Below are 25,859 nucleotides of genomic sequence, written 5' to 3' on the forward strand. Positions count from 1 at the left end.
TCACGCTCCCGTGGCGACGAGGACGGCGGCGACCGCGAGGACGACGGTGCCGGCGAGCAGCGCGCTCACATAGGTCTGCAGATTGCCGGTCTGGGCGCGCCGGACGGCGGCGCCGAGCCAGCGGGGCAGGGTGCCCGCGCCGCGTACGTAGGTGTCGACGACCTCCCGGTCGAGGAACCGCACGAGGCTCGCGCCGGCCCGCACCGGGCGGACGAAGAGCGCCGAGTACACGGCGTCCAGGTGGAAGCCGACGGCCGCGTGCCGGTGCAGCCGGCCGAGCAGCAGCCGTCCGGGGTCCGCGGGGTCGGCCGCGTGGGCGATGTCCCCGTAGGCCGGTTCGTGGCTCGCGATGGCCTCCGCCTCGACCTGCCCGGCGTCTGCCTCGGGGTGGGCGGCGACGGCGCCGAGGGGGACGCGGGCGGCGTACGCGGTGGTGTGCCGCCAGGTGGCGTAGGTGACGATGCCGCCGACCAGGGCCACGCCCGTGCCGAGCACGGAGGTGGTGAGGGTCGGGGTGAGGTCGTGCCCGTCGAACCAGTCGGGCAGGACCCGGAAGGCGAAGCCGCCGAACGCCAGCGACGGCACGGCGAGCACCCACAGCACGGTGGTCATGGTGAGCGGCTGCCGGCCGTGGTCGGGCGCCTCGGTGCCGCTGCCGCGGAAGGCGAGCAGCCACAGCCGCGTCGCGTACGCGGCGGTGAGGAGGGCGGTGAGCAGCCCGGCGAGGAGGACGATCCAGCCCGCGGCGGCGGGGGCGTGCTCGGTGTTGCCCGTGACGACGTGCTCGGCGACGCCGAGGACGGCCTCCTTGGAGAAGAAGCCGCTGAACGGCGGGATCGCGGCGAGCGCGAGGAGCGCCACGGTCATCGTCCAGTAGGCGTCGGGGACACGGTCGCGCAGATGGCTCATGCGGGACATGGCGGCCAGGGAGTTGGTGCCGGCGGCGTGGATGATCACGCCGCCGGCGAGGAACAGCAGCGCCTTGAAGGCGCCGTGGGACAGGAGGTGGAAGACGGCGGCGCCCCGGTCGGCCACGGCGAGGGCGCCGGTCATGTAGCCGAGCTGGCCGATCGTCGAGTAGGCGAGAACGCGCTTGATGTCGTCCTGGGCGAGGGCGGCGAGCGCCGAGCCGGTCATCGTCACGGCGGCCATGACGGCGAGGACGGTCATCGCGGCCTGTGAGGCCTCGAAGAGCGGGAGGAGGCGGGCGACGAAGTAGACGCCGGCGGCGACCATCGTCGCGGCGTGGATCAGCGCGGAGACGGGGGTGGGGCCCGCCATCGCGTCCGGCAGCCAGGTGTGCAGCGGGAACTGCGCGGACTTGCCGGCCACGCCCGCGAGGAGCAGCAGGGAGATCAGCGTCGGGTGGTCGATGCCGCCGTGCGCGACGGCGCCGAGGATCCGGGTGATGCGGAAGGAGCCGGCGTCGGCGGCGAGCGCGAACAGGCCGATGAGGAAGGGGACGTCGCCGAGCTTGGTGACCAGGAAGGCCTTCAGTGAGGCGGCGCGCGCCTCGGGGGTCTCCCAGTAGTGGCCGACGAGGAAGTAGGAGCAGATGCCCATCACTTCCCAGCCGACCAGCAGCACCATCAGGTCGCCGGTGTAGACGACCAGGAGCATCGCGGAGGTGAACAGCGAGACGAGAGCGGCGTAGGACGGGTAGCGCGGGTCGTCGCGCAGATAGCCCGTGGAGTAGATCTGCACGCAGGTCGCGACGGTGCCGACGACCACGGCGGTGAGGGCGGCGAAGCCGTCGATGTGCAGGGCGAGTTCGATCGGGACCGAGCCGGTGGGGGTGAGCTCGGTCGCGGCGTCGACGGGGCCGCCGCCGCCCTGGCGCGCGGCGACGGTGGCGGCGAGAGCGAGGGAGGCGAGCGTCGGCAGGACGGCGAGCGGGCGGGCGAAGCCGGGCGCGGTCCGGCCCAGCAGCAGTCCGGCGAGCGCGCCGAGGAACGGAAGGAGGGGGACGAGGACGGCGAGGGTGGTCGTGGTCACGCGGTGGCCTCGGCCTTCTCGCCGGCGGCCGGGGCGGGGAGGGCGCGGCCGGTGGCGTCGCTGTCGGGGTCGTCGGGGTCGTGGCCCTCGGCGGTGTCGCGGAGCCGGTCGATGTCGGAGGTGCCGCGGTTGCGGTACACGGCGAGGACGATCGCGAGGCCGATGCCGATCTCGGCGGCGGCGATGGCGATGGTGAACAGCGCGAGGGCCTGGCCGGAGTGGAGGGTGTCCTCCGCGACCCGGCTGAGCCAGGCGTCGAAGGCGACGAGGTTGAGGTTGACGGCGTTGAGCATCAGCTCGACCGACATCAGCACCAGGATCGCGTTGCGGCGGGCGAGGACGCCGTAGAGGCCGGTGCAGAAGAGGAGGGCGGCGAGGACGGCGGGGTAGGCGAGGTGCATCAGCGGGTCCCTTCCTGGTCGCGCCGGGTGCGGGACGCGCCGGTCGCCGTGCCGGACGCGGCCGCGTCCTTCGCTCCGGGCTCGGAGCCGGCCTTGGCCTTGCGGGACAGGACGATCGCGCCGACGAGCGCGGCGAGGAGGAGGACGGAGAGGGCTTCGAAGGGGAGGACCCAGTGCTGGAAGAGGCCGGCGCCGGTCACTTCGGTGGTGCCGGAGGGGGCGCCGTCGAGGTCGATCCAGGTGGTGCGGAAGGCGTCGACGACCACCCAGACCAGGGCGGCCGCCGCGGCGACGGCGACGGCGAGCGCGCCCCAGCGGTTGCCGGAGTCGGCGTCCGGTGAGCGGCCGATGGGCGCACGGGTGAGCATCAGCCCGAACAGAAGGAGGACGACGACGGAGCCGACGTAGATGAGGACCTGCACCCAGGCGATGAACTCGGCGGTGAGCAGCAGGTATTCGACGGCGAGCCCGCCGAGCGCGACCACCAACCACAGGGCGGCGTGCACCAGCTGCCGGGTAGTGACGGTGACGACGGCGGCCCCGAGGGTGACCAGGCCGACGAGGAGGAAGGCGATCTCCACGCCGGTCGGGGACAGGAAGCCGGGCGCCCCGGCCGCCCGGTGCACTGTGCCGGCCGCGAGCGCGCCGGCGGTCGCTGCGGTGCTCATGCGCGGCCCTCCTGACCCGGTTCGCCGGCCTGGGCGGCCGCGAGTTTGTCGGCGGTCTTGCGGGCCGCGGCCACTTCCTTCGGTTCCTCCGCGCCCGGGTCGAGGGCGGGCGGGGCAGGGACGGTCCACATCCACTCGCGGAGCTTGTCCCGCTCGTGGGTGAGGTCGCGGATGTCGGTCTCCGCGTACTCGAACTCCGGGGACCAGAACAGCGCGTCGAAGGGACAGACCTCGATGCAGATACCGCAGTACATGCACAGGGAGAAGTCGATGGCGAACCGGTCGAGGACGTTGCGGCTGCGCTCACGGCCGCCGGGGGCGGCGGGCGGGACGGTCTCCTTGTGCGAGTCGATGTAGATGCACCAGTCGGGGCACTCGCGGGCGCACAGCATGCAGACCGTGCAGTTCTCCTCGAACAGGCCGATCACCCCGCGGCTGCGGGGCGGCAGTTCGGGCTGTGTGTCCGGGTACTGGGCGGTGACGGACTTCCGCGTCATCGTCCGCAGCGTGACGGCCAGGCCCTTGGCCAGGCCGGAGCCGGGGATCGGGGCCATTACAGGAACACCACCTTGACGACGCCGGTGAGGGCGATCTGGGCGAGGGCGAGGGGAACGAGGAGGGTCCAGGCGAACTTCTGCAGCTGGTCCTCGCGCAGCCGGGGGTAGCTGACGCGCAGCCAGATGACGACGAAGGCGAGTACGGCGGTCTTCAGCAGGGTCCACACCCAGCCGAGGCCATCGGCTCCCCAGGGTCCGTGCCATCCGCCGAGGAACAGGACGGTGGTCAGGCCGCACAGCACGACGATCCCGGCGTACTCGGCGAGGAGGAACAAGGCGAAGCGCAGGCCGGTGTACTCGGTGTACGCGCCGAAGATGATCTCCGAGTCGGCGACCGGCATGTCGAAGGGCGGGCGCTGCAGTTCGGCGAGGCCCGCGACGAAGAAGACCAGCGCGCCGGTGATCTGCCAGGGCAGCCACCACCACTCGAACGCGTCGAGGATGCCGACGAGGGACACGGTCCCGGCGGCCATCGCCACGGAGGCGGCGGTGAGCAGCATCGGCAGTTCGTACGCGAGGAGCTGGGCGGCGGTACGGAGACCGCCGAGGAGGGAGAACTTGTTGGCGGACGCCCAGCCGGCCATGAGCGACCCGAGGACGCCGACGCCCATCACGGCCAGGACGAAGAACACGCCCGCGTCCAGCACCTGGCCGACCGCGCCCTCGCCCGGCCCGATCGGAACGGCGAGCAGCACGAGGAGGTACGGCAGGAGTGCGACGGCCGGGGCGAGCTGGAAGATGCGGCGGTCCGCGCCGGCCGGGACGACGTCCTCCTTCTGCGCGAACTTCACACCGTCGGCGATGAGCTGGGCCCAGCCGTGGAAGCCGCCGGCGTACATGGGGCCGAGGCGGCCCTGCATGTGCGCCATGACCTTGTGCTCGGTCTGGCCCACGAGGAGGGGGAAGGTCAGGAAGACGACGAACACGACGAGGAGTCGCAGGGCGACGTCGAGAGCGTCGGTCACCGCGTGCCTCCTGAGGGGTCGTCGGGGGTGTTCGGGTCTGGGCTGCTCGGGTCAGGGCTGCTGGGGTCAGAGCTGTTCGGGTCTGGGCTGTCGGGTTCGGGGCGCGACCCGTTCTCCGGCTCCTCGGGACGCGCTGCGGGGCCTGGCTCGGGACGCGCTTCGGGGCCTGGCTCGGGACGCGCTTCGGGGCCTGGCTCGGGCCGGGGCGCGGCCTTCGGCTCCGGTTCTTCGAAGGCCGGCCGTGCGTGGTGCCAGGGGGCGTCCGGGCTGCGTGGGGCGACCGGCGGCTTGCGGTCGCGCGGTTCCTCGCTGGGAGCCGCTGCCGTGTCGTCGGCGGCCGGAGCCTGGTCCTGTTCCGCGCGCTGACTCGCGGAGCCCTCGGACGCGGACCGCGCCCGGCGGGGACCGCCCGTGCCCGGGGCGCCCTCGCGCTGCGACACCGAGCCCTCGCTCGCGCTGCGCGACCGGCGGGAGGGGGCGTCCGGCCGCCGGCCGCCGGACCCCTCGGACGCCGATCGCGCCCGACGGGGCGCGCCGGTCCCAGCGGCACCGGCCCCCGAGCCGCCCGCTTCCCTCTGGCTCGCGGAGCCCTCCGACACCGACCGCGCCCTGCGCGGGGCGGCCGGTGGCTCGGCCGCAGTCGCGTCGGAGCCGGCACCCGCCCCCGCCGTCTGGCTCGCCGAGCCCTCGGAGACGGAGCGGGTACGGCGAGGCGGGCGTTCGCTCGTGGTACGGGCCGACGCGGTGGCCGTGCGGCGGGCGGGGCGGGCCGGGGCGGGCGGGAGCTGGCCCTTGAGCGGGCCCCACTCGTTCGGGTCGGGCACGCCCGGCGGCAGCATCTGGCGCCGCTTGGGTCCGCCGTGCTCCGACTCCCCCGGCTCCTTGGCGCCGGGCCACGCCTTGGCGACCCGGGCCGCGAGGACGAAGTCCTTGCGCAGCGGGTGGCCCTCGAAGTTGTCGGGCAGCAGCAGGTGGTCGAGGCCGGGGTGTCCGGTGAAGTCGACGCCGAACATCTCGTGGGTCTCCCGCTCGTGCCAGGCCGCGCCCGCGTAGACGTCCACGGCGGAGGGCAGGACGGGGGTCTCGTGCGGCACGGTGGTGCGCAGCAGCAGCCGCCGTACCGGGGAGAGGGCGACGACGTGGGCGGTCACGCGGAAGCCGGTGCCGGGTTCGTCGACCGCGCTGAGCCAGTCGAAGAAGGTGCAGCCGAGGCGGTCGCGGGCGGCTTCGAGGGCGGGGATCCAGGCGTCGGACGGCACGTCGACGGTGAGGACGCCGTACGCCTCCTCCGCCGTGGCCTGCGCGCCGAACAGATCCTCGACGTCCGCGGGGAGCCAGCCGACGGCGGTCATCCGGCCTCCCCCTCCCCCTTGGGCGCGGACGGCCGGACCTCGCCCTTGGGCGCGGGCGGCCGGACCAGCCCGCTCTGCAGCGCCGCCGCCGAGGGACGCCCGGCGGAGCCGGCGCCGTACCGCTCCCCCAGCGACTCCTGGGCGATCTTCTCCTGGAGCTTGAGGATGCCCTGGAGCAGTGCCTCGGGCCGGGGCGGGCAGCCGGGGACGTAGACGTCGACCGGGATGATCTGGTCGACGCCCTTGGTGACGGAGTAGGAGTCCCAGTAGGGGCCGCCGCAGTTGCTGCACGCGCCGAAGGAGATGACGTACTTCGGCTCGGGCATCTGTTCGTACAGGCGCTTGACCGCGGGCGCCATCTTGTCGGTGACCGTGCCGGAGACGACCATCAGGTCGGCCTGGCGGGGTCCGGGCGCGAACGGGATGACGCCGAGACGGATGAAGTCGTGCCGGGCCATCGACGCGGCGATGAACTCGATCGCGCAGCAGGCGAGGCCGAAGTTGAACACCCAGAGCGAGTAGCGGCGGCCCCAGTTGAGGACCACCTTCATCGGCTCGGGGGCGAGCCGGGCGAGCGCGCCGAGCCTCCCCGTGCCTTCGCCGGGGGGAAGTCCGGGCTCCGGAAGCAGCACCGGTTCGGGGGCGGCAGGGTTCACGTCCATGTCAGGACGCCCTTCTTGTAGGCGTACAGCAGGCCCACGGCGAGGAAGCCGAGGAAGACGAACATCTCCACGAGAGTGGTCGCGCCGTATCCGTCGGCGGCGAAGACGGTCGCCCAGGGAAACAGGAAGACGGAGTCGACGGCGAAGATCACGTAGAGGAAGGCGTAGACGTAGTAGCGGACCTGGGTGTGCGCCCAGCCCTCGCCGACGGGGTCGACGCCGCACTCGTACGTCAGCAGCTTCTCCGGCGTGGGCACCACCGGCCGCAGCAGGCGGCCCGCGCCGAAGGCGACGGCCACGAACAGCACGCCGACGACGGCGAGCAGTCCGACGACCGAGTAGGACTGGAAGTAGTCCGCCGCGACGACGGTCGTTTCCCGCACGTCCGCCCCTCACTCCTCAGATCGGCGACCAGGCGCTCCTGCCTGTGCCCTGCCCTCGATCCGTGCCGGTGAACGCCGAACGCCACGGTCCGACGATCTGTACGCACGGGAGTCTAGGCCCTGATAAAGGCACGGTAAGCAGCCCGTCGGGGCTCGGCATGCGGGGGTGGGGTTTTCCTCAGTTCAGGTTGGCGGTCCGCCTCATGGCGCGGGCCCCCCGCCGCCGGGCAGGCTGGGCCCATGACCGAACCGATCCCGCAGCCGGCCGGACCGGGCGACCGCCCGCCGCCGGCCCGCTTCGCCTACGACGCGCACACCTGGAAGGAGATCGCGCATCTCCTGACGAACCTCCCGGTGTCGATAGTCGGCTTCGTCTACACGGTGACCGCGCTGTCCATCGGTGCGGGCATGACGGTCACGGTGATCGGTCTGCCCCTGCTCGCCCTCGGTCTGATGGGGGCGCGGCAGCTGGGACGGCTGGAGCGGGCACGCGCGAGGGCGATGCTCGGGGTGCGGGTGGACGAGCCGAGTCCGCTGCCATGGCGGAGGTCCGGCGGGTTCTGGCCGGGGCTGTGGCAGGCGGTCAAGGACCCGGTGGGCTGGCGGACGTGCCTGTTCACGCTGATACGGATGCCGTGGGGCGTCCTCACCTTCACCGTCACCCTGACCGGACTGTTCGTGCTGTGGCCGGTGCTGGCGTTCGTGGTGCGGGCGATGGCCGATGTGGACCGGGCGATGGTGCGGGGTCTGCTGTCGCCGTCGGACGAGCTGGAGAAGCGCATCGCCGAGCTGGAGTCGGACCGCGGGATCGTGGTGGACACGGCGGCGGCGGACCTGCGGCGCATCGAGCGGGACCTGCACGACGGGGCGCAGGCCCGGCTGGTGAACCTGGCGATGGGGCTGGGCCTGGCGAAAGAGAAGCTGCTGGAGGACCCGGACGCGGCGGCGTCGATGGTCGAGGAGGCGCACGGCGAGGTGAAGCTGGCGCTGCAGGAGCTGCGGGACCTGGCCCGGGGCATCCACCCGGCGGTCCTCACCGACCGGGGTCTGGACGCGGCCCTGTCGTCGGTCGCCGCGCGGTGCACGGTGCCGGTGGCGGTCACCGTCGACCTGGAGGAGCGGCCGGCGCCCGCGATCGAGGGCATCGCCTACTTCACGGTCTCGGAGCTGCTGCAGAACGTCAGCAAGCACAGCCGGGCGCGATCCGCGTCGGTGGAGGTGTGGCGGTCGGAGAACCGGCTGTTCCTGCAGGTGCGGGACGACGGCGTGGGCGGGGCGAGCCTCGACGGCGGCACCGGCATGCGGGGGCTCGCCGACCGGCTGGGCGCGGTGGACGGGCTGTTCGTCGTGGACTCGCCGGAGGGAGGTCCGACGACGGTGACGGCCGAGCTGCCGTGGCGCGACCGCTCCGGCACCCCGGCCGGGAAGGCGCCCGGCAAGGGGGCGTCCGCCCGCGGCCGTAGGTAGGGAAAACCCCCCGCCGAAGACTGCGACGGCCTTCATTCCCCGCCGACCTGCGACGCAGCACCCTGGTGGTACGACAGCACAGCCGCCGGACGAGGAGAAGGACGAAGCCGATGGCCACGGAGTACGGACAGGGCTACGGGCTCCCCACCGGGCCCGGACACGCGCAGGGCGTGGGGGGACGGCGGCACCTGATGCCGGCGGCGCTGCGGGCGCCCGTCGAGGGGCGCGCCTGGCGGGAGCTGGCCTATGTGCTGCTGAGCCTGCCGATCAGCATCCTGATGTTCACCTACGCGGTCACGATGGTGTCGCTGGGCGCGGGCCTGCTCGTGACGTTCCTCGGGGTGCCGGTGCTCGCGGCGGCGCTCGCCGGGTGCCGGGGCATCGGGTCGGTGGAGCGGGCGCGGGCACGCGGGCTGCTCGGCCTGGACGTGGGCGAGCCGGAGCCGCTGCGGCTGAAGCGGCAGGGGTTCATGGGCTGGGTCGGCGCGGTGCTGAAGAGCGGCACCTCGTGGCGGGCGCTGCTGTACTCGGTGCTGCAGCTGCCGTGGGCAGTGTTGTCCTTCACGGTGACGGTCACCGTCTGGTCGCTGGGCTGGTCGCTGCTGACGTACCCCCTGTGGTTCTGGGTGCTCCCGACGTACGCGGGCCAGGACGGCATACAGCTGTACGGCGACGAGCAGCGGGCGATCTACCTGGACAACCCGTTCGAGATCGCGGTGACGGCGGGTGTGGGTCTGCTGTTCACGCTGGCCACGCCGTGGATCGTGCGGGCGCTGACGACGGTGGACCGGGTGATGGTGCACGGGCTGCTGGGCCCGTCGCGGCTGGCGACCCGGGTGGTGGAGCTGGAGTCGGACCGCGGCGTCGTGGTGGACACGGCGGCGGCGGACCTGCGGCGCATCGAGCGGGATCTGCACGACGGGGCGCAGGCCCGGCTGGTGAGCCTGGCGATGGACCTGGGTCTGGCGAAGGAGAAGCTGCGGGAGGACCCGCAGGCCGCGGCGCGGATGGTGGACGAGGCGCACGGCGAGGTGAAGACGGCCCTGCAGGAGCTGCGGGACCTGGCCCGGGGCATCCACCCGGCGGTCCTCACCGACCGTGGTCTGGACGCGGCGCTCTCCGCGGTCGCCTCGCGCTGCACGGTGCCGGTGCAGGTGGAGGTGGACCTGTCGGAGCGTCCGGCGCCCGCGATCGAGGGCATCGCCTACTTCACGGTCTCGGAGCTGCTGCAGAACGTCAGCAAGCACAGCCGGGCGACGTGGGCGGCCGTGGAGGTGTGGCGGTCGGCGGAGCGGCTGATGCTCCAGGTGGCGGACAACGGCGTGGGCGGCGCGGACCTGTCGCGCGGTTCCGGGCTGGCGGGTCTGGCGGAGCGGCTGGACGCGGTGGACGGGATCCTCGTGGTGGACTCGCCGGCCGGCGGCCCGACGCGGGTGACCGCGGAGCTGCCATGGCGTGCGGAGCGGGCGCGATGACCGCGGGGTGAGGTGAACGGTCCGGCGGACGGACACACGGGCGGGTGCGGACCCCGGGGGTGCGCACCCGCCCGGTGACGCGCGCCGGCGCCAGGGCGGGTCCGGACCGGCCGGCGGCACGCGATGACGACACCCCCGATCGCGTTGCCCCGGCCCGTCGTCCCCCGGATGCTGGAATGCTGGACCCGACGACCGGGCCCGTCACAAGGACGGGTCCGGAGCGGGGCTTTGGGGGGACGAGGACGTGGAGGACAGGGTGCGGGTGGTCATCGCCGAGGATTCGGTGCTGCTGCGGGAGGGCCTGACCCGGCTGCTCACCGACCGGGGGCACGAGGTGGTGGCCGGGGTCGGCGACGGCGAGGCGCTGATCAAGACGGTGGACGACCTGGCCCGGCAGGACCAGCTGCCGGACGTGGTGGTCGCCGACGTGCGGATGCCGCCGACGCACACCGACGAGGGCGTGCGGGCCGCGGTGCAGCTGCGCAAGAGCCATCCGGGTGTCGGGGTGCTGGTGCTGTCGCAGTACGTGGAGGAGCGGTACGCCACCGAGCTGCTGGCCGGTTCCAGCCGGGGCGTCGGCTATCTGCTGAAGGACCGGGTGGCCGAGGTGCGCGAGTTCGTGGACGCGGTGGTCCGGGTGGCCCAGGGCGGCACGGCCCTGGACCCGGAGGTGGTGGCGCAGCTGCTGGGCCGCAGCCGCAAGCAGGACGTGCTGGCGGGGCTCACCCCGCGTGAGCGCGAGGTACTGGGCCTGATGGCGGAGGGGCGGACGAACTCGGCGATCGCCCGGCAGCTGGTGGTGAGCGACGGCGCGGTGGAGAAGCACGTCAGCAACATCTTCCTGAAGCTGGGACTGTCCCCGAGCGACGGCGACCACCGGCGGGTCCTGGCGGTGCTGACGTACTTGAACTCCTGAGGGGACGGCGGCTCGCGTCTCGGCTCCCTGTCCACCATCTGGATCGTTCAGCCGAATCCTTCACGGTGGGCACCCCTCACGGTCGTAGGGTTTATGCGGGGAAGGCCTGCGGGAAGGCCGTCCCGGACAGCCGCCTCGAGGAGGTCCAGTTCAGTGACCAGCCAGGTCAGCAGCCCAGCGGAGCAGGCCGACGGAACAGTCGTAGGAGAGCAGCAGACAGCGGCGGGAACGAAGGAAGTCCGCCGGCTCGACCGAGTGATCATCAGGTTCGCGGGGGACTCGGGTGACGGGATGCAGCTCACCGGTGACCGTTTCACCTCGGAGACCGCGTCCTTCGGCAACGATCTGTCCACGCTGCCGAACTTCCCCGCCGAGATCCGTGCCCCGGCCGGCACGCTGCCGGGTGTGTCGTCGTTCCAGCTGCACTTCGCCGATCACGACATCCTCACCCCGGGTGACGCGCCGAACGTGCTGGTGGCGATGAACCCGGCGGCGCTGAAGGCGAACATCGGCGACCTGCCGCGCGGGGCGGAGATCATCGTCAACACCGACGAGTTCACCAGGCGGGCGATGCAGAAGGTCGGCTACGACGCCAGCCCGCTGGAGGACGGCTCGCTGGACGGCTACCACGTGCACCCGGTGCCGCTCACCACGCTGACGGTGGAGGCGCTCAGGGAGTTCGACCTCACCCGCAAGGAGGCCGAGCGCAGCAAGAACATGTTCGCGCTGGGTCTTCTGTCGTGGATGTATCACCGGCCGACGGAGGGGACGGAGGCGTTCCTGCGGTCGAAGTTCGCGAGGAAGCCGGACATCGCGGCGGCGAACATCGCGGCGTTCCGGGCGGGCTGGAACTTCGGGGAGACCACGGAGGACTTCGCGGTCTCCTACGAGGTGGCGCCGGCGGCGGCGGCGTTCCCGCCGGGCACCTACCGCAACATCTCCGGGAACCTGGCTCTGTCCTACGGGCTGATCGCGGCTTCGCGTCAGGCGGACCTGCCGCTGTTCCTGGGCTCGTACCCGATCACTCCGGCCTCGGACATCCTGCACGAGCTGAGCAGGCACAAGAATTTCGGTGTGCGCACGTTCCAGGCGGAGGACGAGATCGCCGGGATCGGGGCGGCGCTGGGGGCGGCGTTCGGCGGTTCGCTGGCGGTGACCACCACCTCCGGGCCGGGGGTGGCGCTCAAGAGCGAGACGATCGGGCTGGCGGTGTCGCTGGAGCTGCCGCTGCTGATCGTGGACATCCAGCGTGGGGGGCCGTCGACGGGGCTGCCGACGAAGACGGAGCAGGCGGATCTGCTGCAGGCGATGTACGGCCGCAACGGTGAGGCGCCGGTGCCGGTGGTGGCGCCGAGGACGCCGGCGGACTGTTTCGACGCCGCTCTGGAGGCGGCGCGGATCGCGCTGGCCTACCGCACCCCGGTGTTCCTGCTCTCCGACGGGTATCTGGCCAACGGCAGCGAGCCGTGGCGGATCCCGGAGCTGGAGGAGCTGCCGGATCTGGCGGTGCAGTTCGCGCGGGGCCCGAACCACACCACGGCCGAGGGCACGGAGGTGTTCTGGCCCTACAAGCGCGACCCGCACACCCTGGCCCGTCCGTGGGCGATCCCGGGCACGCCGGGGCTCGAGCACCGCATCGGCGGGATCGAGAAGCAGGACGGCACCGGGAACATCTCCTACGACCCGGCCAACCACGACTTCATGGTCCGCACCCGCCAGGCCAAGGTCGACGGCATCGACGTCCCCCGCCTTCAGGTCGACGACCCCGACGGCGCCGCCCGTCTGCTCGTCCTGGGCTGGGGCTCCACCTACGGGCCGATCACCGCGGCGGTACGGCGCCTGCGCCGGGCCGGACAAGCCGTGGCGCAGGCCCACCTGCGCCACCTCAACCCCTTCCCGCCCAACCTCGGCGACATCCTGCGCAGATACGACAAGGTGGTGATCCCCGAGATGAACCTCGGGCAGCTCGCCACACTCATCAGGGCGAAGTACCTGGTCGACGCCCGCTCGTACAACCAGGTCAACGGCATGCCGTTCAAGGCGGAGCAGCTCGCCGCGGCGCTGAAGGAGGCCATCGATGACTGACGCCGACACGCTGCTCCAGCTCGTGCCCAAGGCCGAAGGCAAGCAGACGATGAAGGACTTCAAGTCCGACCAGGAGGTGCGCTGGTGCCCGGGCTGCGGTGACTACGCCGTGCTGGCCGCCGTGCAGGGCTTCATGCCGGAGCTGGGCCTGGCCCGGGAGAACATCGTGTTCGTCTCCGGCATCGGCTGCTCCTCCCGCTTCCCGTACTACATGAACACCTACGGGATGCACTCCATCCACGGCCGCGCCCCCGCCATCGCCACCGGACTCGCCACGAGCAGGCGCGACCTGTCCGTGTGGGTCGTCACCGGCGACGGCGACGCGCTGTCCATCGGCGGCAACCACCTCATCCACGCCCTGCGCCGCAACGTCAACCTCAAGATCCTGCTGTTCAACAACCGCATCTACGGCCTCACCAAGGGCCAGTACAGCCCCACCTCCGAGATCGGCAAGATCACCAAGTCGACCCCCATGGGCTCCCTCGACGCGCCCTTCAACCCCGTCTCGCTGGCGATCGGCGCGGAGGCGTCCTTCGTCGCCCGCACCGTCGACTCCGACCGCAAACACCTCACCGAGGTGCTGCGCCAGGCCGCCGGCCACCCCGGCACGGCCCTGGTGGAGATCTACCAGAACTGCAACATCTTCAACGACGGCGCCTTCGACGTCCTCAAGGACCGCCAACAGGCCGAAGAAGCCGTCATCCGCCTCGAACACGGCCGGCCGATCCGCTTCGGCGCCGACGGCGGCAAGGGCGTCGTCCGCGACCCGGCAACCGGTGACCTGAAGGTCGTCGCCGTCACCCCGGAGAACGAGGCGGACATCCTCGTCCACGACGCCCACAACGCCTCCCCGACGACCGCGTTCGCGCTGTCCCGGCTCGCCGACCCCGACACCCTGCACCACACCCCCATCGGCGTGTTCCGCTCCGTCGGCCGGCCGGTCTACGACACCCTCATGGCCGACCAGCTCGACACCGCCGTCGACCAGCACGGCAAGGGCGACCTCGCCGCACTCCTCGCCGGCGGCGACACCTGGACCGTCGCCGGCTGAACACCGACACGGGAGGGCCCCGGCATCCACAAGGATGCCGGGGCCCTCCCGCGTCAGCCGGGGCGGCCTCAGCAGAAGTCGCCGAGGCCCCACCATTCGCCGTGGGTCCGCTCGGGCCCGTACAGGGTCCCGCCGGCCCGGCCGCGGTAGGTGACCAGCCAGCCCGGGTTGCCCGGGTACCCGTCGATCACGTACGCCTCGTTGCTGACCGCGGCCAGGTCGGGACGGCCGTCGCCGGAGAAGTCGCCGACCGCGATCAGGTACTCCATCGTGTTCCAGCCGCCGCTGCCGACGAGCTTGCGCGCGCCGAGCCGGGCGGTGGAGGTGCCCGGGTACAGCCACAGCTTGCCGGTGGCCTTCTCGCGGGCGTACAGGTCGGGACGGCCGTCACCGGTCACGTCGCCCATGCCGGCCAGCGCGTTCATGCCGCTCCAGCCGCCCGAGCCGATCAGCTTGCGCGCGCCCAGCCTGGAGCCGGAGGCACCCGGGTACAGCCACAGGGCGCCCGTGGACTTCTGGACGGCGATCAGGTCGGAGCGTCCGTCGCCGGTCAGGTCGCCGTAGGCGGTGATGTGGTTCATCGAGTTCCAGCCGCTCGCGCCGAGCAGCTTGCGCGAACCGAGCGAGCCGGTTCCGGTGCCGGGGTAGAGCCACAGCTTGCCGGTGGCCTTCTCCCGCGTGACGAGGTCCTCGCGGCGGTCGCCGGTGAAGTCGCCGTGGCGGGTGAGGGTGTCCATGGCGTTCCAGCCGCCCGAGCCGATCAGCCGGCCGGTGTCGTCGCCCGGGGTGAACCAGAGCCGCCCGGCAAGGTCACGCGTGATGAGGTCGGCCCTGCGGTCGCCGTTCATGTCGCCGAAGCCGGCGGCCGTCGGGGACGGCTCGGAGTACCAGTTCGGGTAGGCGGACTGACTGCACTCGCGCTCGGTGCGGACGAACTTGATCGAGCTGGTGGTCGCGACCGGGGAGCTGCTCAGCTCACCGGGCGAGTTCGGGTCCTGGGCCCAGTAGCCTCCCCACGGGACGTAGTTCTTGTCTTCGTACAGACAGGCGATCGACTGCGTGCGGTTGACGTACGAGCGGATCTTGTCGTTCCAGCTGCCGAGGTCCGCGACGTTCTTACTCGTCTTCCACATCGAGCCCTTGGCGTCCTCGCCCGACCATCCGCAGAAGTAGCCGGACGGGCAGTCGTACGAGCTCGCCGCCGCCGGGGCGGCGGTCGCGAAGGTCAGGCCGGTGCCGGCCAGCGTGAGGCCGACGAGTGCCGCGACACCCCGCTTGAGATGTTTCCGCATAAATGAGTCCCCTCCCAGTGATGCGCGTCCGCTTCTCGCACCCCCCGATGCGACGGCTCGGCGGGAGTCGGAACCCTCCGGCGGCGACACGCGCGAGCGTGATCGTAGAGCACGCCGGACCGCTTCCGCGCCCCGGTTACACTTTCCAAAAGTTAGCGCCAGTCGTACAGTTAGTGTCCTACACATCCTCGAGGAGTGGTCGCATCATGAGCATCGTCGTCACCGGAGCCAGCGGGAAGCTCGGCCGTCACGTGGTGGAGCAGCTGCTGGAGAAGGTCCCCGCGGGGCAGGTCACCGCGGTCGTGCGCAGCCCGGAGAAGGCGGCCGGCCTCGCGGAGCGCGGGGTGCGGGTCGCGGTCGCCGACTACAACGCGCCGGAGACCTTCGACGGCCTGTTCGCGGCCGGCGACAAGGTCCTGCTGATCTCGGGCAACGAGTTCGACAAGGGCCGCGTGCGGCAGCACTCCGTCGTCATCGACGCGGCCAAGGCAGCCGGCGTCGCCCTGCTCGCCTACACCAGCGCCCCCGGCTCGCTGACCGCCGCGCTCGCCGACGACCACCGCGGCACCGAGCGGGCGCTGCTCGACTCGGGCGTGCCGTACGTGCTGCTGCGCAACGGCTGGTACCACGAGAACTACACCGAGAACCTGGCCCCGGTGCTGGAGCACGGCGCGGTGGTCGCCGCCGCGGGCGAGGGCCGGGTCTCCTCCGCCTCCCGGGCCGACTACGCGGCCGCCGCGGTCGCCGTACTGACCGGCGAGGGGCACGAGAACACGACGTACGAGCTGGGCGGCGACGAGGCGTGGAGCTTCGCCGAGTACGCGGCCGAGCTGAGCCGGCAGACCGGCCGGGAGATCGTCTACAACCCGGTCACGCCCGAGGCCCTCACCGGCATCCTGGCCGGCGCGGGGGTGCCCGAGCCGGTGGCGGCCGTGTTCGCCGGTGTGGACGCGGCGATCGCGAAGGGCGAGCTGGTGGTCGACAGCGGTGACCTGTCCCGGCTGGCAGGCCGTCCGACGACCCCGCTCGCGGAGGCCGTCGCCGCGGCACTCAAGGACTGATCCCCGGCCCGATCGCGTCCGGTCCGTACCGTCATGACCGTATGCCGGTACGGACATGACACGTGGGGGTGTCCGGCGTTACCGTCGTCCGGGTGGGTTCCGCGCGCGCGTCGGCGGTCCCACGGACGACCAGGGACGCGTCGGAACACGTTGGAGGGGCCCGTGACCGGGAAGCCGGCCGCAGAGCGGCGCATAGGACTGCTGAACGGCTTCGCGGCGTACGGGATGTGGGGGCTCGTCCCCCTGTTCTGGCCCCTGCTCAAGCCGGCGGGCGCCGTCGAGATCCTGGCCCACCGCATGGTGTGGTCGCTGGTCTTCGTCGCGGCCGCGCTGGCCGTGATCCGCCGCTGGGCGTGGATCGGCGAGCTGGTGCGGCAGCCGCGCAAGCTGGCCCTGATCACGGTGGCCGCCTCGGTCATCACCGTCAACTGGGGCGTCTACATCTGGTCGGTGAACTCCGGGCATGTCGTCGAGGCGTCCCTCGGCTACTTCATCAACCCGCTGGTCACCATCGCCATCGGTGTCCTGCTGCTGAAGGAACGCCTGCGGCCCGCCCAGTGGGCCGCCGTCGGCATCGGCGCCCTCGCGGTCGTCGTCCTCACCGTCGGCTACGGCCGGCCGCCGTGGATCTCCCTGTGCCTCGCCTTCTCCTTCGCCACCTATGGACTGGTGAAGAAGAAGGTCAACCTCGGCGGCGTCGAGTCGCTGGCCGCCGAGACCGCGATCCAGTTCCTGCCCGCCCTCGGCTACCTGGTGTGGCTGGGCGCCCAGGGCGAGTCGACCTTCGGCGCCGAGGGCACGGGGCACGCGCTGCTGCTCGCGGCGACCGGCATCGTCACCGCGCTCCCCCTGGTCTGCTTCGGCGCCGCGGCGATCCGCGTGCCGCTGTCCACGCTGGGGCTGCTGCAGTACCTGGCGCCGGTCTTCCAGTTCCTGCTCGGCATCCTCTACTTCAAGGAGGCCATGCCGCCGGAGCGCTGGGCCGGGTTCGCCCTGGTGTGGCTGGCACTCACCCTGCTCACCTGGGACGCGCTGCGCACCGCACGCCGTGCCGCCCGCGCGCTGTCCGGCCGCCGCGCCGGTGCGGGCGACACCACCGTCACGCCCGGCGCCGGAGGGGCCGTGCCGGCCGCCGCGCCGCTGAGCGAGCCGGAGGCGGCGAAGGCGCTGGAGACCAAGCAGTAGCGCGGCGGGACGGCGTCGATGTTCCTCCCGCTGTCGGTGCCGTCCCCTATAACGGGCGCATGACGCAGACACCTACGCCGCCCACGCCGGTGCACTGGAAGGTCGTCGTCGACGCGGCCGACCCGCACGCCCAGGCGGACTTCTGGGCCGCCGCCCTGCACTACGTGGTCGAGGACAACAGCCCGCTCATCGAGAAGCTGCTCACCGCGGGAGCCGTTCCCGAGGCGCTCACGGTCGTGTCGCACGGCCGCCGCGCCTGGCGCGACCTCGCCGCCGTACGGCATCCCGACGACCCCTACGAGGCGGAGAGCGGCACCGGGCGCGGCCGGCGGCTGCTCTTCCAGCGGGTGCCCGAGGAGAAGACGGTCAAGAACCGGCTCCACCTCGACCTGCACCCCGGTGCCGACCGCCGTGACGAGGAGCAGGCCCGGCTGGAAGGGCTCGGCGCCCGGGTGCTGCGGCGGGTGGAGGAGCCCTCCGGGAGCTGGGTCGTGATGGCGGACCCCGAGGGGAACGAGTTCTGCCTCCACTAGGCGCCTGCGGGAATCACCGCAGGTCGCGGGCGCGCGTGGTGAGGCGGTGCATGCGGGCGCGGGCGGAGTCCAGTTCCTCCTCCTCGTCGGCGGCGGGGCCGCCCTCGGAGACGAGCTCGGTCCACAGCGCGATCAGGTCATGTCCCAGTTCCAGCCCGAGCAGGGGGTCGCGCACTCCGCGCCACGCGGTGGCGGCGCTGCGGACGTTGCCGTACGCGGCTTCCGTGTCGCCGGCGCGGCGGCAGACTCCGGCGAGGTCGAGGGAGAGCCGGAAGGCGCGCACCGGCTCGCCCGCCAGGTAGGCGATGTACGCGGTCAGCTCCCGCAGGCGCAGCACCTCCGGGTGCTCGGCCCCGAGGGCCTGCGCGACGTCCTCCAGCGTCTCGTCGGCGAGACGGGCGGCCGTGTCGATACGGCCCGCCCGCACTGCCTCGTTGATGCGCCCCATGGGGCCGGCAAGGGGGCTGCCGGCGGGGGCGGCGGGCTTGTCGCCCAGCACGGCCTCGGCGACGGCGTCGAAACCGCGTGGCGGGGTGGGGCGGGGGTCCGGGTCGGCGTCGAGTGCGGCCGCGAGGTCGGGAGCCGGGGCGGGGACGGGGGCGGGACCCATCGCCGCGTCGGTCTGGACGGGGTGCGGCCGTGCGTCCATGTCCGGGGGCGGGCCGAACACCCCCGTGGGCGGCGCGACGGTGCCGGGCGGGGGCACCCTGCGGAGACGGAAGGTGGGCGGGGAGTCGAGAGGGGTTTCGGTCCCGGTCCCCGACCCGGTCCCGGGGATCGGGTGCAGTGGGAAGGTCGGGGTGACGTCCTGGACGGGGGCCGGGGGCGCGGGGGTACCGGACCCGGAGGCGCCGGGCACCGGAACGGCACCAGGGGCCGCCGGAGCGCCGGGCTCAGGAGCGGCGGGGCGCGAAGCCTCCGGCGCCTCGGACGCCGGTGCCTGGCGGAGATCCTCCGGTGCCACCTGCTCCGGGACCGCCCGGAGCAGGTGGGTCGGCCGGCCGGTGTCCGGTCCCGCGGGCGGGAACTGGGGTTCGGGAGCCCGAGGCGTCTCCGGGGCCGGGGGTATGCCAGGGGCCGGCGTCTCCGAGGGCGCCTGTCCCCTGTCCCGCGCGCCGCGCAGCTGCACCGGCTGCGCGGCGAACGCGCTGGAGCCGTCCGGGGCGACCCGGAGCGGGACGACGTACCCGATGCGCTCGTCGCGCACCGTCGCGTGCACGGCGTGGCCGGTGGCGACGGCGATGCGGTGCAGGCGGTTCAGCACGGCCTGCTGGATCTCCTCGCCGGGGCCCGCGATGACCCGCACGCCGTCGACGTAGGCACCCGGCTCGTCCGACCCGTCGGACGGGACACGGACGTCGACCGGCACCGCCGCACGGTTCGCCGCGTCCGCGGCCTGCTGCTGTTCCCGCTTCTTCTCGCGGCTGAGTCGAGACATCGTTCCCTCATTCGGGTCGTACACCTACCGTCGAGTGTGTCCGCTCGCGCGCGCTGTGCACGTCACCGCGTTGTCACAGGCTCGTCCCAAGGGCCGTCGGCCCCGGTTCCGTACCGGCCGCGGGGCATGGACGATCGAGCCGCCGAGCAGGAGAGGGACATGCGAGCAGGCACGGAACAGGGACCGGAGATCTGGCTGCGGGGCCCGGTGACGGCGCCGGAGGCGGACCCTCCGGGGCCGGCGTCGGCCCGGACGACGGCCCGGCGCTTCTCCTGGGTCGGTCTGCACGGCGGCGCGGGTGTCTCCACGCTCGCCGCGGTCTACGGCGGCCACGACTGCGGACGGTCCTGGCCGGCGCCCGACGCCCCGCGTTCGGTGCTGTTGGTCGCCCGCACCCATGCGGCCGGTCTCGACGCGGTGCTGCCGGCCGTCGAGCTGTTCCGGCGCGGGGAGGCGCCGCACGGGCTCGACCTGGACGCCGTCGTCCTCGTCGCGGACGCGCCGGGCAGGCTCCCACGTCCCCTCGCGCACCGGGTGCGGCTGATCGAGCCGCTGATCGACGTGTACCGGGTGCCGTGGGTGCCCGGCTGGCGCCTCGGCGACCTGGGCGGCCGGCCGCCGCGCGAGACGGAGCCGCTGGCCCGTCTCACCGGCGCCCTGCGGTGAGCGGGGACGGCGCGCGGGAGATCGCGGACGCCGTGTGCGCGGGCGCGCGCCGGGCCGTGGACGTGATCGCCGGGTCGCTGGCGCGGATCGAGCGCGCCGATCCGGTGCTGTGCGCGTTCCTCGACGTGTGGGACGAGGAGGCCCTGCGGCGGGCGGCCGAGGTGGACGCGCGGGTCGCCGCCGGGGAGCGTCTGCCGCTGGCCGGGGTGCCGGTCGCGGTCAAGGGACGGCGCGGACTGCGGGCGGCGGAGCCGCTGCTCGCGGCCGGTGCGGTCGTCGTGGGCGCCACGTCGGTGCCGGGTCCGGGGACGCCCTGGCAGACGTGGGGGCTCGGGGCGCACGGCCGTACGGTGAACCCGTGGCGGGCGGACCGTACGCCGGGCGGGTCCTCGGCCGGGGCGGCGGTGGCGGTGGCGGCCGGGCTGGTGCCGCTGGCGACGGGCGCCGACGGGGCGGGCTCGGTGCGGATCCCGGCGGCGTGGTGCGGGGTGACGGGGCTGAAGGTCACGGGCGGCCGGTTCCCGTCGGGCGACCGCACGGGGCTGGCCGCGCCCGGGATTCTCGCGCGCACGGCGGCGGACGCGGGCCTCTGGTGGCGGGTCGTCTCCGCACGCGACGCGCCCCCGCCTCGCCTCCCTCTCACCGCGGTCTGGTCGCCCGGCCTGGGGTTCGCCTCCCCCGATCCGGAGCCCGTCGCCCTGGCGCGGGCGGCGGTCGGCCGGCTCGTCGCGGCAGGCGTGGTGCGCCTCGCGCGGCAGCCGGTCCGGCCGTCCCTCCTCGACCCCAGCCCCGCCTGGCTCACCCTGCGCACCCCGGGCGCCGACCCCGGCGACGCCCACCGCGTCCGAGCCGCCAACGATGCCCGTCTCCGCGACCTTTTCAGCAGGGCGGACCTGCTGCTCACCCCCACGGCGCCGACCGCGCCGCACGGCCACGACGGTCCGGGCGACACCTACTCCACCGCGCTCACCTGGGCGTTCAACCTCGGCGGTCACCCCGCGCTGAGCATCCCGGCCGGTGTCGGCACCGACGGATGCCCTGCGGGGCTCCAACTGGTCGCCCCGCACGACCGGGAGGACCTGCTGCTGACCGTGGCGGAGGAGGCCGAGAGGCGGGGCGCGGTCGAACGGCCGAGGGCGCCGTCGCGGGGAGAGACCCGGCCACTCGACGGATGAGGGAAGAGCCTCCCGGCTCCCGGGGCTCTTGCCTCTATTTACTTGCGTGTGCATATAATGCAGAAGCCTGTTATTGCCGGACGCCGGATATTTGGGGGACCACCATGACCCGCCGTTTTCTCTTCGTCCTGGGCAGCGCCCGCCCGGACGGCAACTCCGAACTGCTGGCCCGCCGCGCCGCCGAACAGCTGCCCCCGGACGTGGACCAGCGGTGGATCGACCTCACCGCCCATCCCCTGCCCGAGTTCGAGGACCTGCGTCACGACAGCGACCACGTCCGCCCGACCGAGGGCGACACCGCCCTGCTGCTCGACGCCACGCTCGCGGCGACGGACCTGGTGATCGTCTCCCCGCTGTACTGGTACGCGGTGTCGGCGCAGACCAAGCGCTACCTGGACCACTGGTCGGGCTGGCTGCGCACCCCCGGCCTGGACTTCAAGGCCACGATGGCGGGCCGCACGCTGTGGGGCGTCACCGCGCTCGCACACGAGGAGCCCGAGGTGGCCGACCCCCTGGTCGGCACGCTCAACAATTCGGCCGCGTACATGGGCATGCGGTTCGGCGGGGTTCTGCTCGGGAACGGCAGCAAGCCGGGGGACGTGCTCACGGACACGCGGGCGCTGGCGCGGGCCAAGACGTTCTTCGCGCAGGACGCGCCGCTCGCCCGCTTCCCGTACGAGGCGGGCTGACGCCGGCGCCGTCTCACCAGCCGAGCTGTGCCTCGCCCAGGACCTCGCTGCCGATGTGGGCGGCGAGCTCCTGGGCGAGGGGCAGGTCTCCCCACTTGGTCACATGGACGAAGACGGTGTGCTCCTCCGTCCAGTCGCCCGTCTGGGCTTCGTCACCGTGGAACACGACCTGGATCCCGTCGTACTTCGAGGGCCAGTCCGCGTCCGAGTCGTCCGGCCAGCGGCCGTGCCACTCGACGGAAACCATTCCGTCGCCCAGCGCGGCCAGGATCCCGGCCTCGACGCGCTCCCTCCCGACGTACTCCGAGAAGGTCAGCGGCAGGTGTTCCGTCAGTGACGCGTCATCCAGTGCCGTCACGTCGAGGTCGAACCGGAGGTAGTCACCCGTCGCCGGGTCGGTCCGGCTCCGCGCATAGTCGAAGGGCAGTCCGGGAGCGATCGCGGCGATGTCCCGCACCTCACGGACCGTGGCCGGTTCGGCGAACAGCCACACCTTGTCCTCGACATTCCTCAGCAGCGCGCACAATCGCCTGGCCTGCCGAAACGCCTCGCCCGCGTCCGTGGTCCGCAGGACCGGATACGCCCGTGAATTGCCCATGGACCGAACCGTCACACGTCCCGGCCCGCCCGGGCCAGGCATTTCCTAAGCCGTGACGTCCCTCGTCGTGAACCGGGCCCAGGCCGCCGAGCCGAAGACGGCGGCGTAGAGGACCTGGAGGCCGAGGTTCTTCGTCAGGTCCTCCCAGTGGACCGGCTCACGCATCAGGTCGGCGAAGGACAGCCAGTGGTGCGAGAACAGGTACGGGTGCAGGACGTGCAGCTGGGGGATCTGGTCGAGGATCTGGACGGTGATGAGCAGCCCGACCGTGGTGGCCATCGCCGCGATGCCGCTGTCGGTGAGGGTGGACACGAACAGGCCGAGCGCGGCCACCCCGAGCAGGGACGCGGCGACGACCAGGGCGATCAGCAGGGCGCGGACCAGACCTTCGCCGAAGGTGATGCGGGTGCCCGAGATGGTGGTGAGGTCGCCGAGCGGGAACAGCAGCGCGCCGACGGCCAGCGCCGAGACGGCCACCACCAGGGTGGCGGCCAGGCAGAACACCATGACCGTCGCGTACTTGGTGAGCAGCAGGCGGGTGCGGCCGGCAGGGGCCACCAGCAGGTAGCGCAGGGTGCCGGAGCCCGCCTCGCCGGCCACGCCGTCACCCGCGACCACGCCGACCGCCATGGGCAGGAAGAACGGCAGGGTCGCGGCGAGCGCCGTGAAGACCAGGAACAGGCCGTTGTTGGTGATCTGCGAGACGAACGCGGGTCCTCCCCCGCCTCCGCCCCCGGACGAGCCGTCGCCGGTCTCGATCCGCACGGCGGTCCCGACCAGCACCGGCACGGCGGCCAGCACGCCCAGCAGGGCGAGCGTGCGCCAGCGGCGGAAAGTGGTGCGCAGTTCGTCGCGGAACAGGCCGAGGGTCCACAGCGGACGCGGCTGGACCGACGCGCTCACCGTCTCAGCCCGCGACATCGAACCCCTCCCCCGTCAGCGCCACGAACACATCCTCCAGCGAAGCCCGTTCGACCCCGAAGCCGCGCACCCGCACACCCGCCGCGACCAGGGCGGCGTTGACCTCGGCGAGGTCCCGTGCGGGCGGCTCGGCGCTCACCCGGCCGCCGTCCGCCACGACGTCGGCGAGGCCCTGCTCCTTCAGCACCCGGGCCGCGTCCGACGCATCCGGTGTGGTCACGAGCAGCCGGCCCCGGGCGCCCGCCGCCAGCTCGGCGACCGGCCCCTGCGTGATCAGCCGGCCCCGCGCCATCACCGCGACGTGCGTGCAGACCTGCTCGATCTCGTCGAGCAGGTGGGAGGAGAGGAAGACGGTCGTGCCGTCGGTGGCGAGTTCACGGACGAGCGCGCGGATCTCCCGCATCCCCTGCGGGTCGAGGCCGTTGGTCGGCTCGTCCAGCACCAGCAGCCGGCGGGGCCGCAGCAGGGCGGCGGCCAGGCCGAGGCGCTGCTTCATGCCGAGGGAGTACGCCCGTGCCTTCTTGCCGGACGCGGTCGTGAGGCCCACCCGGTCCAGGGCGGCGGCGACGCGGGAGGTGCGGGTGCGGGGGTCGGCGGTGGGGTCGGCCGCGTCGTACCGGAGGAGATTGTCGCGGCCGGAGAGGAAGCCGTAGAGGGCAGGGCCCTCGATGAGGGCGCCGACGTGCGGCAGGACGGCGCGCGCGGAGCGGGGCATGGGGCGCCCCAGCACGTGCGCCGTCCCGGAGGTCGGCTCGATCAGGCCCATCAGCATGCGGATGGTGGTGGTCTTGCCGGAGCCGTTGGGGCCGAGGAAACCGAAGACGCTGCCCGCCGGGACGGTCAGGTTCAGGTCGTCCACGGCGAGCTGTCCGCCGCGGTAACGCTTGGTCAGCCCGCGGGTGACGACGACGGCGTCACCCGTGGACCGCCCCTCGCGTGTCTGCTCCGTGGCGGACGTCCCGTCCATCGGCTCCCCCGTTCCCCTGGGCCGTGGGTCCGGGGAGCTACTTCCCCGCCTCGGCCGCCTTCACCAGCGCGTCCTTGGTGACCGTACCCACATAGACCTTGCCGTCCTCGGTGATGAGGGCGTTGACCAGGCGCGTGCTGAACACGGTGCCCTTGCCGAAGTCGCCCTTGACCTGGTCGCCGAGCGAGCCGAGGAAGCCGCCGAGGTCGCCGGCCTCCTCCGTCGGCAGGCCTGCACCGGCGCCGGTGTCGAAGGTGGCGATGCTGTTCCAGCCCTCGCCGAGCATCCGCAGCCCGTCGAAGCCCTTGGCGAGGTCCTCCTCGGACTTCGGGCCCCGCTCCGGCTTCCCGCCGAAGTCACCGTGGCCGCGGTCCTGTTCGGTGTCCTCGGTCACCTTGGCGCCCTTGGGCGGGGTGAACGCGAACGTGGAGGCGTCGGGACGGTCGAAGCTCACCTTGGTGAAGCCGACGTCCACGACGGCCGAGCCGCCGCTCGACGGGGTGAGCGTGAACTTCAGCGGCATGCCCGTCTCGCTGTCCACGGCGATGCTGACGGCGCCGACGGTGGAGCCGGACTGCTTGGGCTCGACCACCAGCCGGTAGGCGTCGCGGCCGGCCACCTGGGCGGTGCCGTCGACCTTCACGGACGTGGTGTCGTCCACCGCCTTCAGCGCCTCCTCCGCGAAGTCCTTCGGAGTGGCCGGAGGCTGCTGCGCGCTCCGCTCCTCGGCGTCCGCCTCGTCGACGGTGGTGTGGTAGACCTCGTTGGACGCGCTGTCGTAGCCCCAGACGTCCTTGCCGTTGTGGATGAGGCTGTACTCGGCGGCGTTCTCCAGCAGGGACAGCTTCTGCCGGTCCGGGCCGTCGACGGCGACGCGCAGGGTGTGCGTGCCGGACGCCAGCTCGGTCAGCCGGCCGGACGGGTCGGCGGAGGAACCGCCCTCGCCGTCCTCGCCGCCCGCCGCGCCGGACAGCAGGCCGCTCTCCAGCCCGCCGAGGTCCGGCAGCCCGAGGTCGGTGGTGATCTTCACGGTGCCGGACAGCCGCTCCACGTCCGACTGCGCGATCTTCTCGATGAGCTGCGCGGCGGTGACGTCCGGCAGGTCGGGGTCACCCGAGTCGGCGAGCGCCGGGACGAGTCCGATCGTCGCGGCCGCCACGCCCATCACGGTGACGGGGACCACGTACCGCGCGGCCTTGCGGCGCCCGGCGCGCGGCTCCTCGACCTCCCCCGCGGTCGTCGTGTCGTCGGTCTCGTTCGGTGCCATGTGTGCCCTCCGTGGTCGGCGGCGGCTTCCGTCCCGTGTTCTCGCACCCGTTCGGCCCGGGCCGCCATTCTCACCCGAACCGGTGAGAAG

Annotated in this window: 25 protein-coding genes; 11 read left to right on the forward strand and 14 right to left on the reverse strand. The window is 73.0% G+C overall.

Annotated elements, in window-relative coordinates; translation table 11 throughout:
* The 8 genes from ELQ39_RS12680 to ELQ39_RS12715 are packed head-to-tail and all read right to left on the reverse strand — an operon-like array spanning nucleotide 1 to nucleotide 6,983.
* Nucleotides 1-1,995: an NADH-quinone oxidoreductase subunit 5 family protein gene (locus tag ELQ39_RS12680; RefSeq protein ID WP_242591930.1), complete on the reverse strand. Its 1,995-nt coding sequence runs from the start codon at nucleotides 1,993-1,995 to the stop codon at nucleotides 1-3.
* Complete coding sequence (nuoK, locus tag ELQ39_RS12685; protein WP_190004996.1) at nucleotides 1,992-2,396, reverse strand: NADH-quinone oxidoreductase subunit NuoK; 405 nt, start codon at nucleotides 2,394-2,396, stop codon at nucleotides 1,992-1,994. Before nuoK ends, ELQ39_RS12680 begins: the two co-directional genes overlap by 4 nt.
* Nucleotides 2,396-3,064 carry an NADH-quinone oxidoreductase subunit J family protein gene (locus tag ELQ39_RS12690; RefSeq protein ID WP_242591931.1) on the reverse strand — a complete coding sequence of 223 codons (669 nt, stop codon included), beginning with the start codon at nucleotides 3,062-3,064 and terminating at the stop codon, nucleotides 2,396-2,398. The genes nuoK and ELQ39_RS12690 overlap by 1 nt, the downstream gene beginning before the upstream one ends.
* The gene (locus ELQ39_RS12695; protein WP_190004998.1) at nucleotides 3,061-3,618 is read right to left on the reverse strand and encodes a NuoI/complex I 23 kDa subunit family protein; all 558 of its coding nucleotides are present in this window, start codon (nucleotides 3,616-3,618) and stop codon (nucleotides 3,061-3,063) included. Before ELQ39_RS12695 ends, ELQ39_RS12690 begins: the two co-directional genes overlap by 4 nt.
* The gene (locus ELQ39_RS12700; RefSeq protein ID WP_190004999.1) at nucleotides 3,618-4,586 is read right to left on the reverse strand and encodes a complex I subunit 1/NuoH family protein; all 969 of its coding nucleotides are present in this window, start codon (nucleotides 4,584-4,586) and stop codon (nucleotides 3,618-3,620) included. The genes ELQ39_RS12695 and ELQ39_RS12700 overlap by 1 nt, the downstream gene beginning before the upstream one ends.
* Nucleotides 4,583-5,938 (reverse strand): NADH-quinone oxidoreductase subunit C, encoded by a 1,356-nt coding sequence (locus tag ELQ39_RS12705; protein WP_242591932.1) that lies wholly within the window; start codon nucleotides 5,936-5,938, stop codon nucleotides 4,583-4,585. The genes ELQ39_RS12700 and ELQ39_RS12705 overlap by 4 nt, the downstream gene beginning before the upstream one ends.
* On the reverse strand, nucleotides 5,935-6,600 hold the full coding sequence (locus ELQ39_RS12710) for an NADH-quinone oxidoreductase subunit B (RefSeq protein ID WP_242591933.1): 666 nt from the start codon (nucleotides 6,598-6,600) through the stop codon (nucleotides 5,935-5,937). Before ELQ39_RS12710 ends, ELQ39_RS12705 begins: the two co-directional genes overlap by 4 nt.
* Nucleotides 6,591-6,983: an NADH-quinone oxidoreductase subunit A gene (locus ELQ39_RS12715; protein ID WP_190005002.1), complete on the reverse strand. Its 393-nt coding sequence runs from the start codon at nucleotides 6,981-6,983 to the stop codon at nucleotides 6,591-6,593. Before ELQ39_RS12715 ends, ELQ39_RS12710 begins: the two co-directional genes overlap by 10 nt.
* A gap of 240 nt (nucleotides 6,984-7,223) precedes the next feature.
* Here ELQ39_RS12715 and ELQ39_RS12720 point away from each other — a divergent pair, with 240 nt between their 5' ends.
* The 5 genes from ELQ39_RS12720 (at nucleotide 7,224) to ELQ39_RS12740 (ending at nucleotide 13,977) form a co-directional block, all read left to right on the forward strand.
* On the forward strand, nucleotides 7,224-8,450 hold the full coding sequence (locus ELQ39_RS12720; protein ID WP_190005003.1) for a sensor histidine kinase: 1,227 nt from the start codon (nucleotides 7,224-7,226) through the stop codon (nucleotides 8,448-8,450).
* 110 nt (nucleotides 8,451-8,560) lie between these two features.
* Complete coding sequence (locus tag ELQ39_RS12725; protein WP_242591934.1) at nucleotides 8,561-9,925, forward strand: sensor histidine kinase; 1,365 nt, start codon at nucleotides 8,561-8,563, stop codon at nucleotides 9,923-9,925.
* Between the two features lie 256 nt (nucleotides 9,926-10,181).
* A complete protein-coding gene (locus ELQ39_RS12730) occupies nucleotides 10,182-10,841 on the forward strand; it encodes a response regulator transcription factor (RefSeq protein WP_337663039.1) in 660 nt (219 codons plus the stop codon).
* Nucleotides 10,842-10,994: 153 nt separating this feature from the next.
* Entirely contained in the window at nucleotides 10,995-12,926 is a 1,932-nt protein-coding gene (locus ELQ39_RS12735; protein WP_242591936.1) for a 2-oxoacid:acceptor oxidoreductase subunit alpha, read from the forward strand.
* On the forward strand, nucleotides 12,919-13,977 hold the full coding sequence (locus ELQ39_RS12740; protein ID WP_242591937.1) for a 2-oxoacid:ferredoxin oxidoreductase subunit beta: 1,059 nt from the start codon (nucleotides 12,919-12,921) through the stop codon (nucleotides 13,975-13,977). The genes ELQ39_RS12735 and ELQ39_RS12740 overlap by 8 nt, the downstream gene beginning before the upstream one ends.
* Nucleotides 13,978-14,045: 68 nt before the next feature.
* Here ELQ39_RS12740 and ELQ39_RS12745 read toward each other — a convergent pair whose 3' ends face one another.
* Nucleotides 14,046-15,269: an FG-GAP-like repeat-containing protein gene (locus ELQ39_RS12745; RefSeq protein ID WP_242591938.1), complete on the reverse strand. Its 1,224-nt coding sequence runs from the start codon at nucleotides 15,267-15,269 to the stop codon at nucleotides 14,046-14,048.
* 206 nt (nucleotides 15,270-15,475) lie between these two features.
* On the opposite strand from ELQ39_RS12745, the gene ELQ39_RS12750 reads away from it, so the two are divergent.
* The 3 genes from ELQ39_RS12750 to ELQ39_RS12760 all read left to right on the forward strand — a co-directional run bounded on the left by ELQ39_RS12750 (nucleotide 15,476) and on the right by ELQ39_RS12760 (nucleotide 18,048).
* Nucleotides 15,476-16,330, forward strand: coding sequence for an SDR family oxidoreductase (locus ELQ39_RS12750; protein ID WP_242591939.1), 855 nt, complete (start codon nucleotides 15,476-15,478; stop codon nucleotides 16,328-16,330).
* Nucleotides 16,331-16,492: 162 nt separating this feature from the next.
* Nucleotides 16,493-17,515 carry an EamA family transporter RarD gene (gene rarD, locus ELQ39_RS12755; protein ID WP_190005181.1) on the forward strand — a complete coding sequence of 341 codons (1,023 nt, stop codon included), beginning with the start codon at nucleotides 16,493-16,495 and terminating at the stop codon, nucleotides 17,513-17,515.
* Nucleotides 17,516-17,574: 59 nt separating this feature from the next.
* Complete coding sequence (locus tag ELQ39_RS12760; RefSeq protein ID WP_242591940.1) at nucleotides 17,575-18,048, forward strand: VOC family protein; 474 nt, start codon at nucleotides 17,575-17,577, stop codon at nucleotides 18,046-18,048.
* Nucleotides 18,049-18,061: 13 nt separating this feature from the next.
* Here ELQ39_RS12760 and ELQ39_RS12765 read toward each other — a convergent pair whose 3' ends face one another.
* The gene (locus tag ELQ39_RS12765) at nucleotides 18,062-19,486 is read right to left on the reverse strand and encodes a tetratricopeptide repeat protein (protein WP_242591941.1); all 1,425 of its coding nucleotides are present in this window, start codon (nucleotides 19,484-19,486) and stop codon (nucleotides 18,062-18,064) included.
* Nucleotides 19,487-19,645: 159 nt separating this feature from the next.
* Between ELQ39_RS12765 and ELQ39_RS12770 the strand changes: the two genes are divergently transcribed.
* The 3 genes from ELQ39_RS12770 to ELQ39_RS12780 all read left to right on the forward strand — a co-directional run bounded on the left by ELQ39_RS12770 (nucleotide 19,646) and on the right by ELQ39_RS12780 (nucleotide 22,016).
* Nucleotides 19,646-20,152, forward strand: coding sequence for a DUF6668 family protein (locus tag ELQ39_RS12770; RefSeq protein WP_242591942.1), 507 nt, complete (start codon nucleotides 19,646-19,648; stop codon nucleotides 20,150-20,152).
* Nucleotides 20,149-21,327, forward strand: coding sequence for an amidase (locus tag ELQ39_RS12775; protein ID WP_242591943.1), 1,179 nt, complete (start codon nucleotides 20,149-20,151; stop codon nucleotides 21,325-21,327). The genes ELQ39_RS12770 and ELQ39_RS12775 overlap by 4 nt, the downstream gene beginning before the upstream one ends.
* Before the next feature lie 104 nt (nucleotides 21,328-21,431).
* Nucleotides 21,432-22,016 (forward strand): flavodoxin family protein, encoded by a 585-nt coding sequence (locus tag ELQ39_RS12780; protein ID WP_242591944.1) that lies wholly within the window; start codon nucleotides 21,432-21,434, stop codon nucleotides 22,014-22,016.
* 13 nt (nucleotides 22,017-22,029) lie between these two features.
* Here the strand turns inward: ELQ39_RS12780 and ELQ39_RS12785 are convergent, their stop codons facing one another.
* Genes ELQ39_RS12785 through ELQ39_RS12800 form a run of 4 tightly spaced genes read right to left on the reverse strand, consistent with a single transcriptional unit; the run spans nucleotide 22,030 to nucleotide 25,769 of the window.
* A complete protein-coding gene (locus ELQ39_RS12785) occupies nucleotides 22,030-22,614 on the reverse strand; it encodes a hypothetical protein (RefSeq protein WP_242591945.1) in 585 nt (194 codons plus the stop codon).
* A gap of 45 nt (nucleotides 22,615-22,659) precedes the next feature.
* Nucleotides 22,660-23,535: an ABC transporter permease gene (locus ELQ39_RS12790; protein ID WP_242591946.1), complete on the reverse strand. Its 876-nt coding sequence runs from the start codon at nucleotides 23,533-23,535 to the stop codon at nucleotides 22,660-22,662.
* Entirely contained in the window at nucleotides 23,522-24,502 is a 981-nt protein-coding gene (locus ELQ39_RS12795) for an ABC transporter ATP-binding protein (protein ID WP_242591947.1), read from the reverse strand. The genes ELQ39_RS12790 and ELQ39_RS12795 overlap by 14 nt, the downstream gene beginning before the upstream one ends.
* A gap of 37 nt (nucleotides 24,503-24,539) precedes the next feature.
* On the reverse strand, nucleotides 24,540-25,769 hold the full coding sequence (locus ELQ39_RS12800; RefSeq protein ID WP_242591948.1) for a LolA family protein: 1,230 nt from the start codon (nucleotides 25,767-25,769) through the stop codon (nucleotides 24,540-24,542).
* Between the last annotated feature and the right edge of the window lie 90 nt (nucleotides 25,770-25,859).

Source organism: Streptomyces sp. GB4-14, assembly GCF_022696125.1.
Taxonomy (GTDB): Bacteria; Actinomycetota; Actinomycetes; order Streptomycetales; family Streptomycetaceae; genus Streptomyces; species Streptomyces werraensis.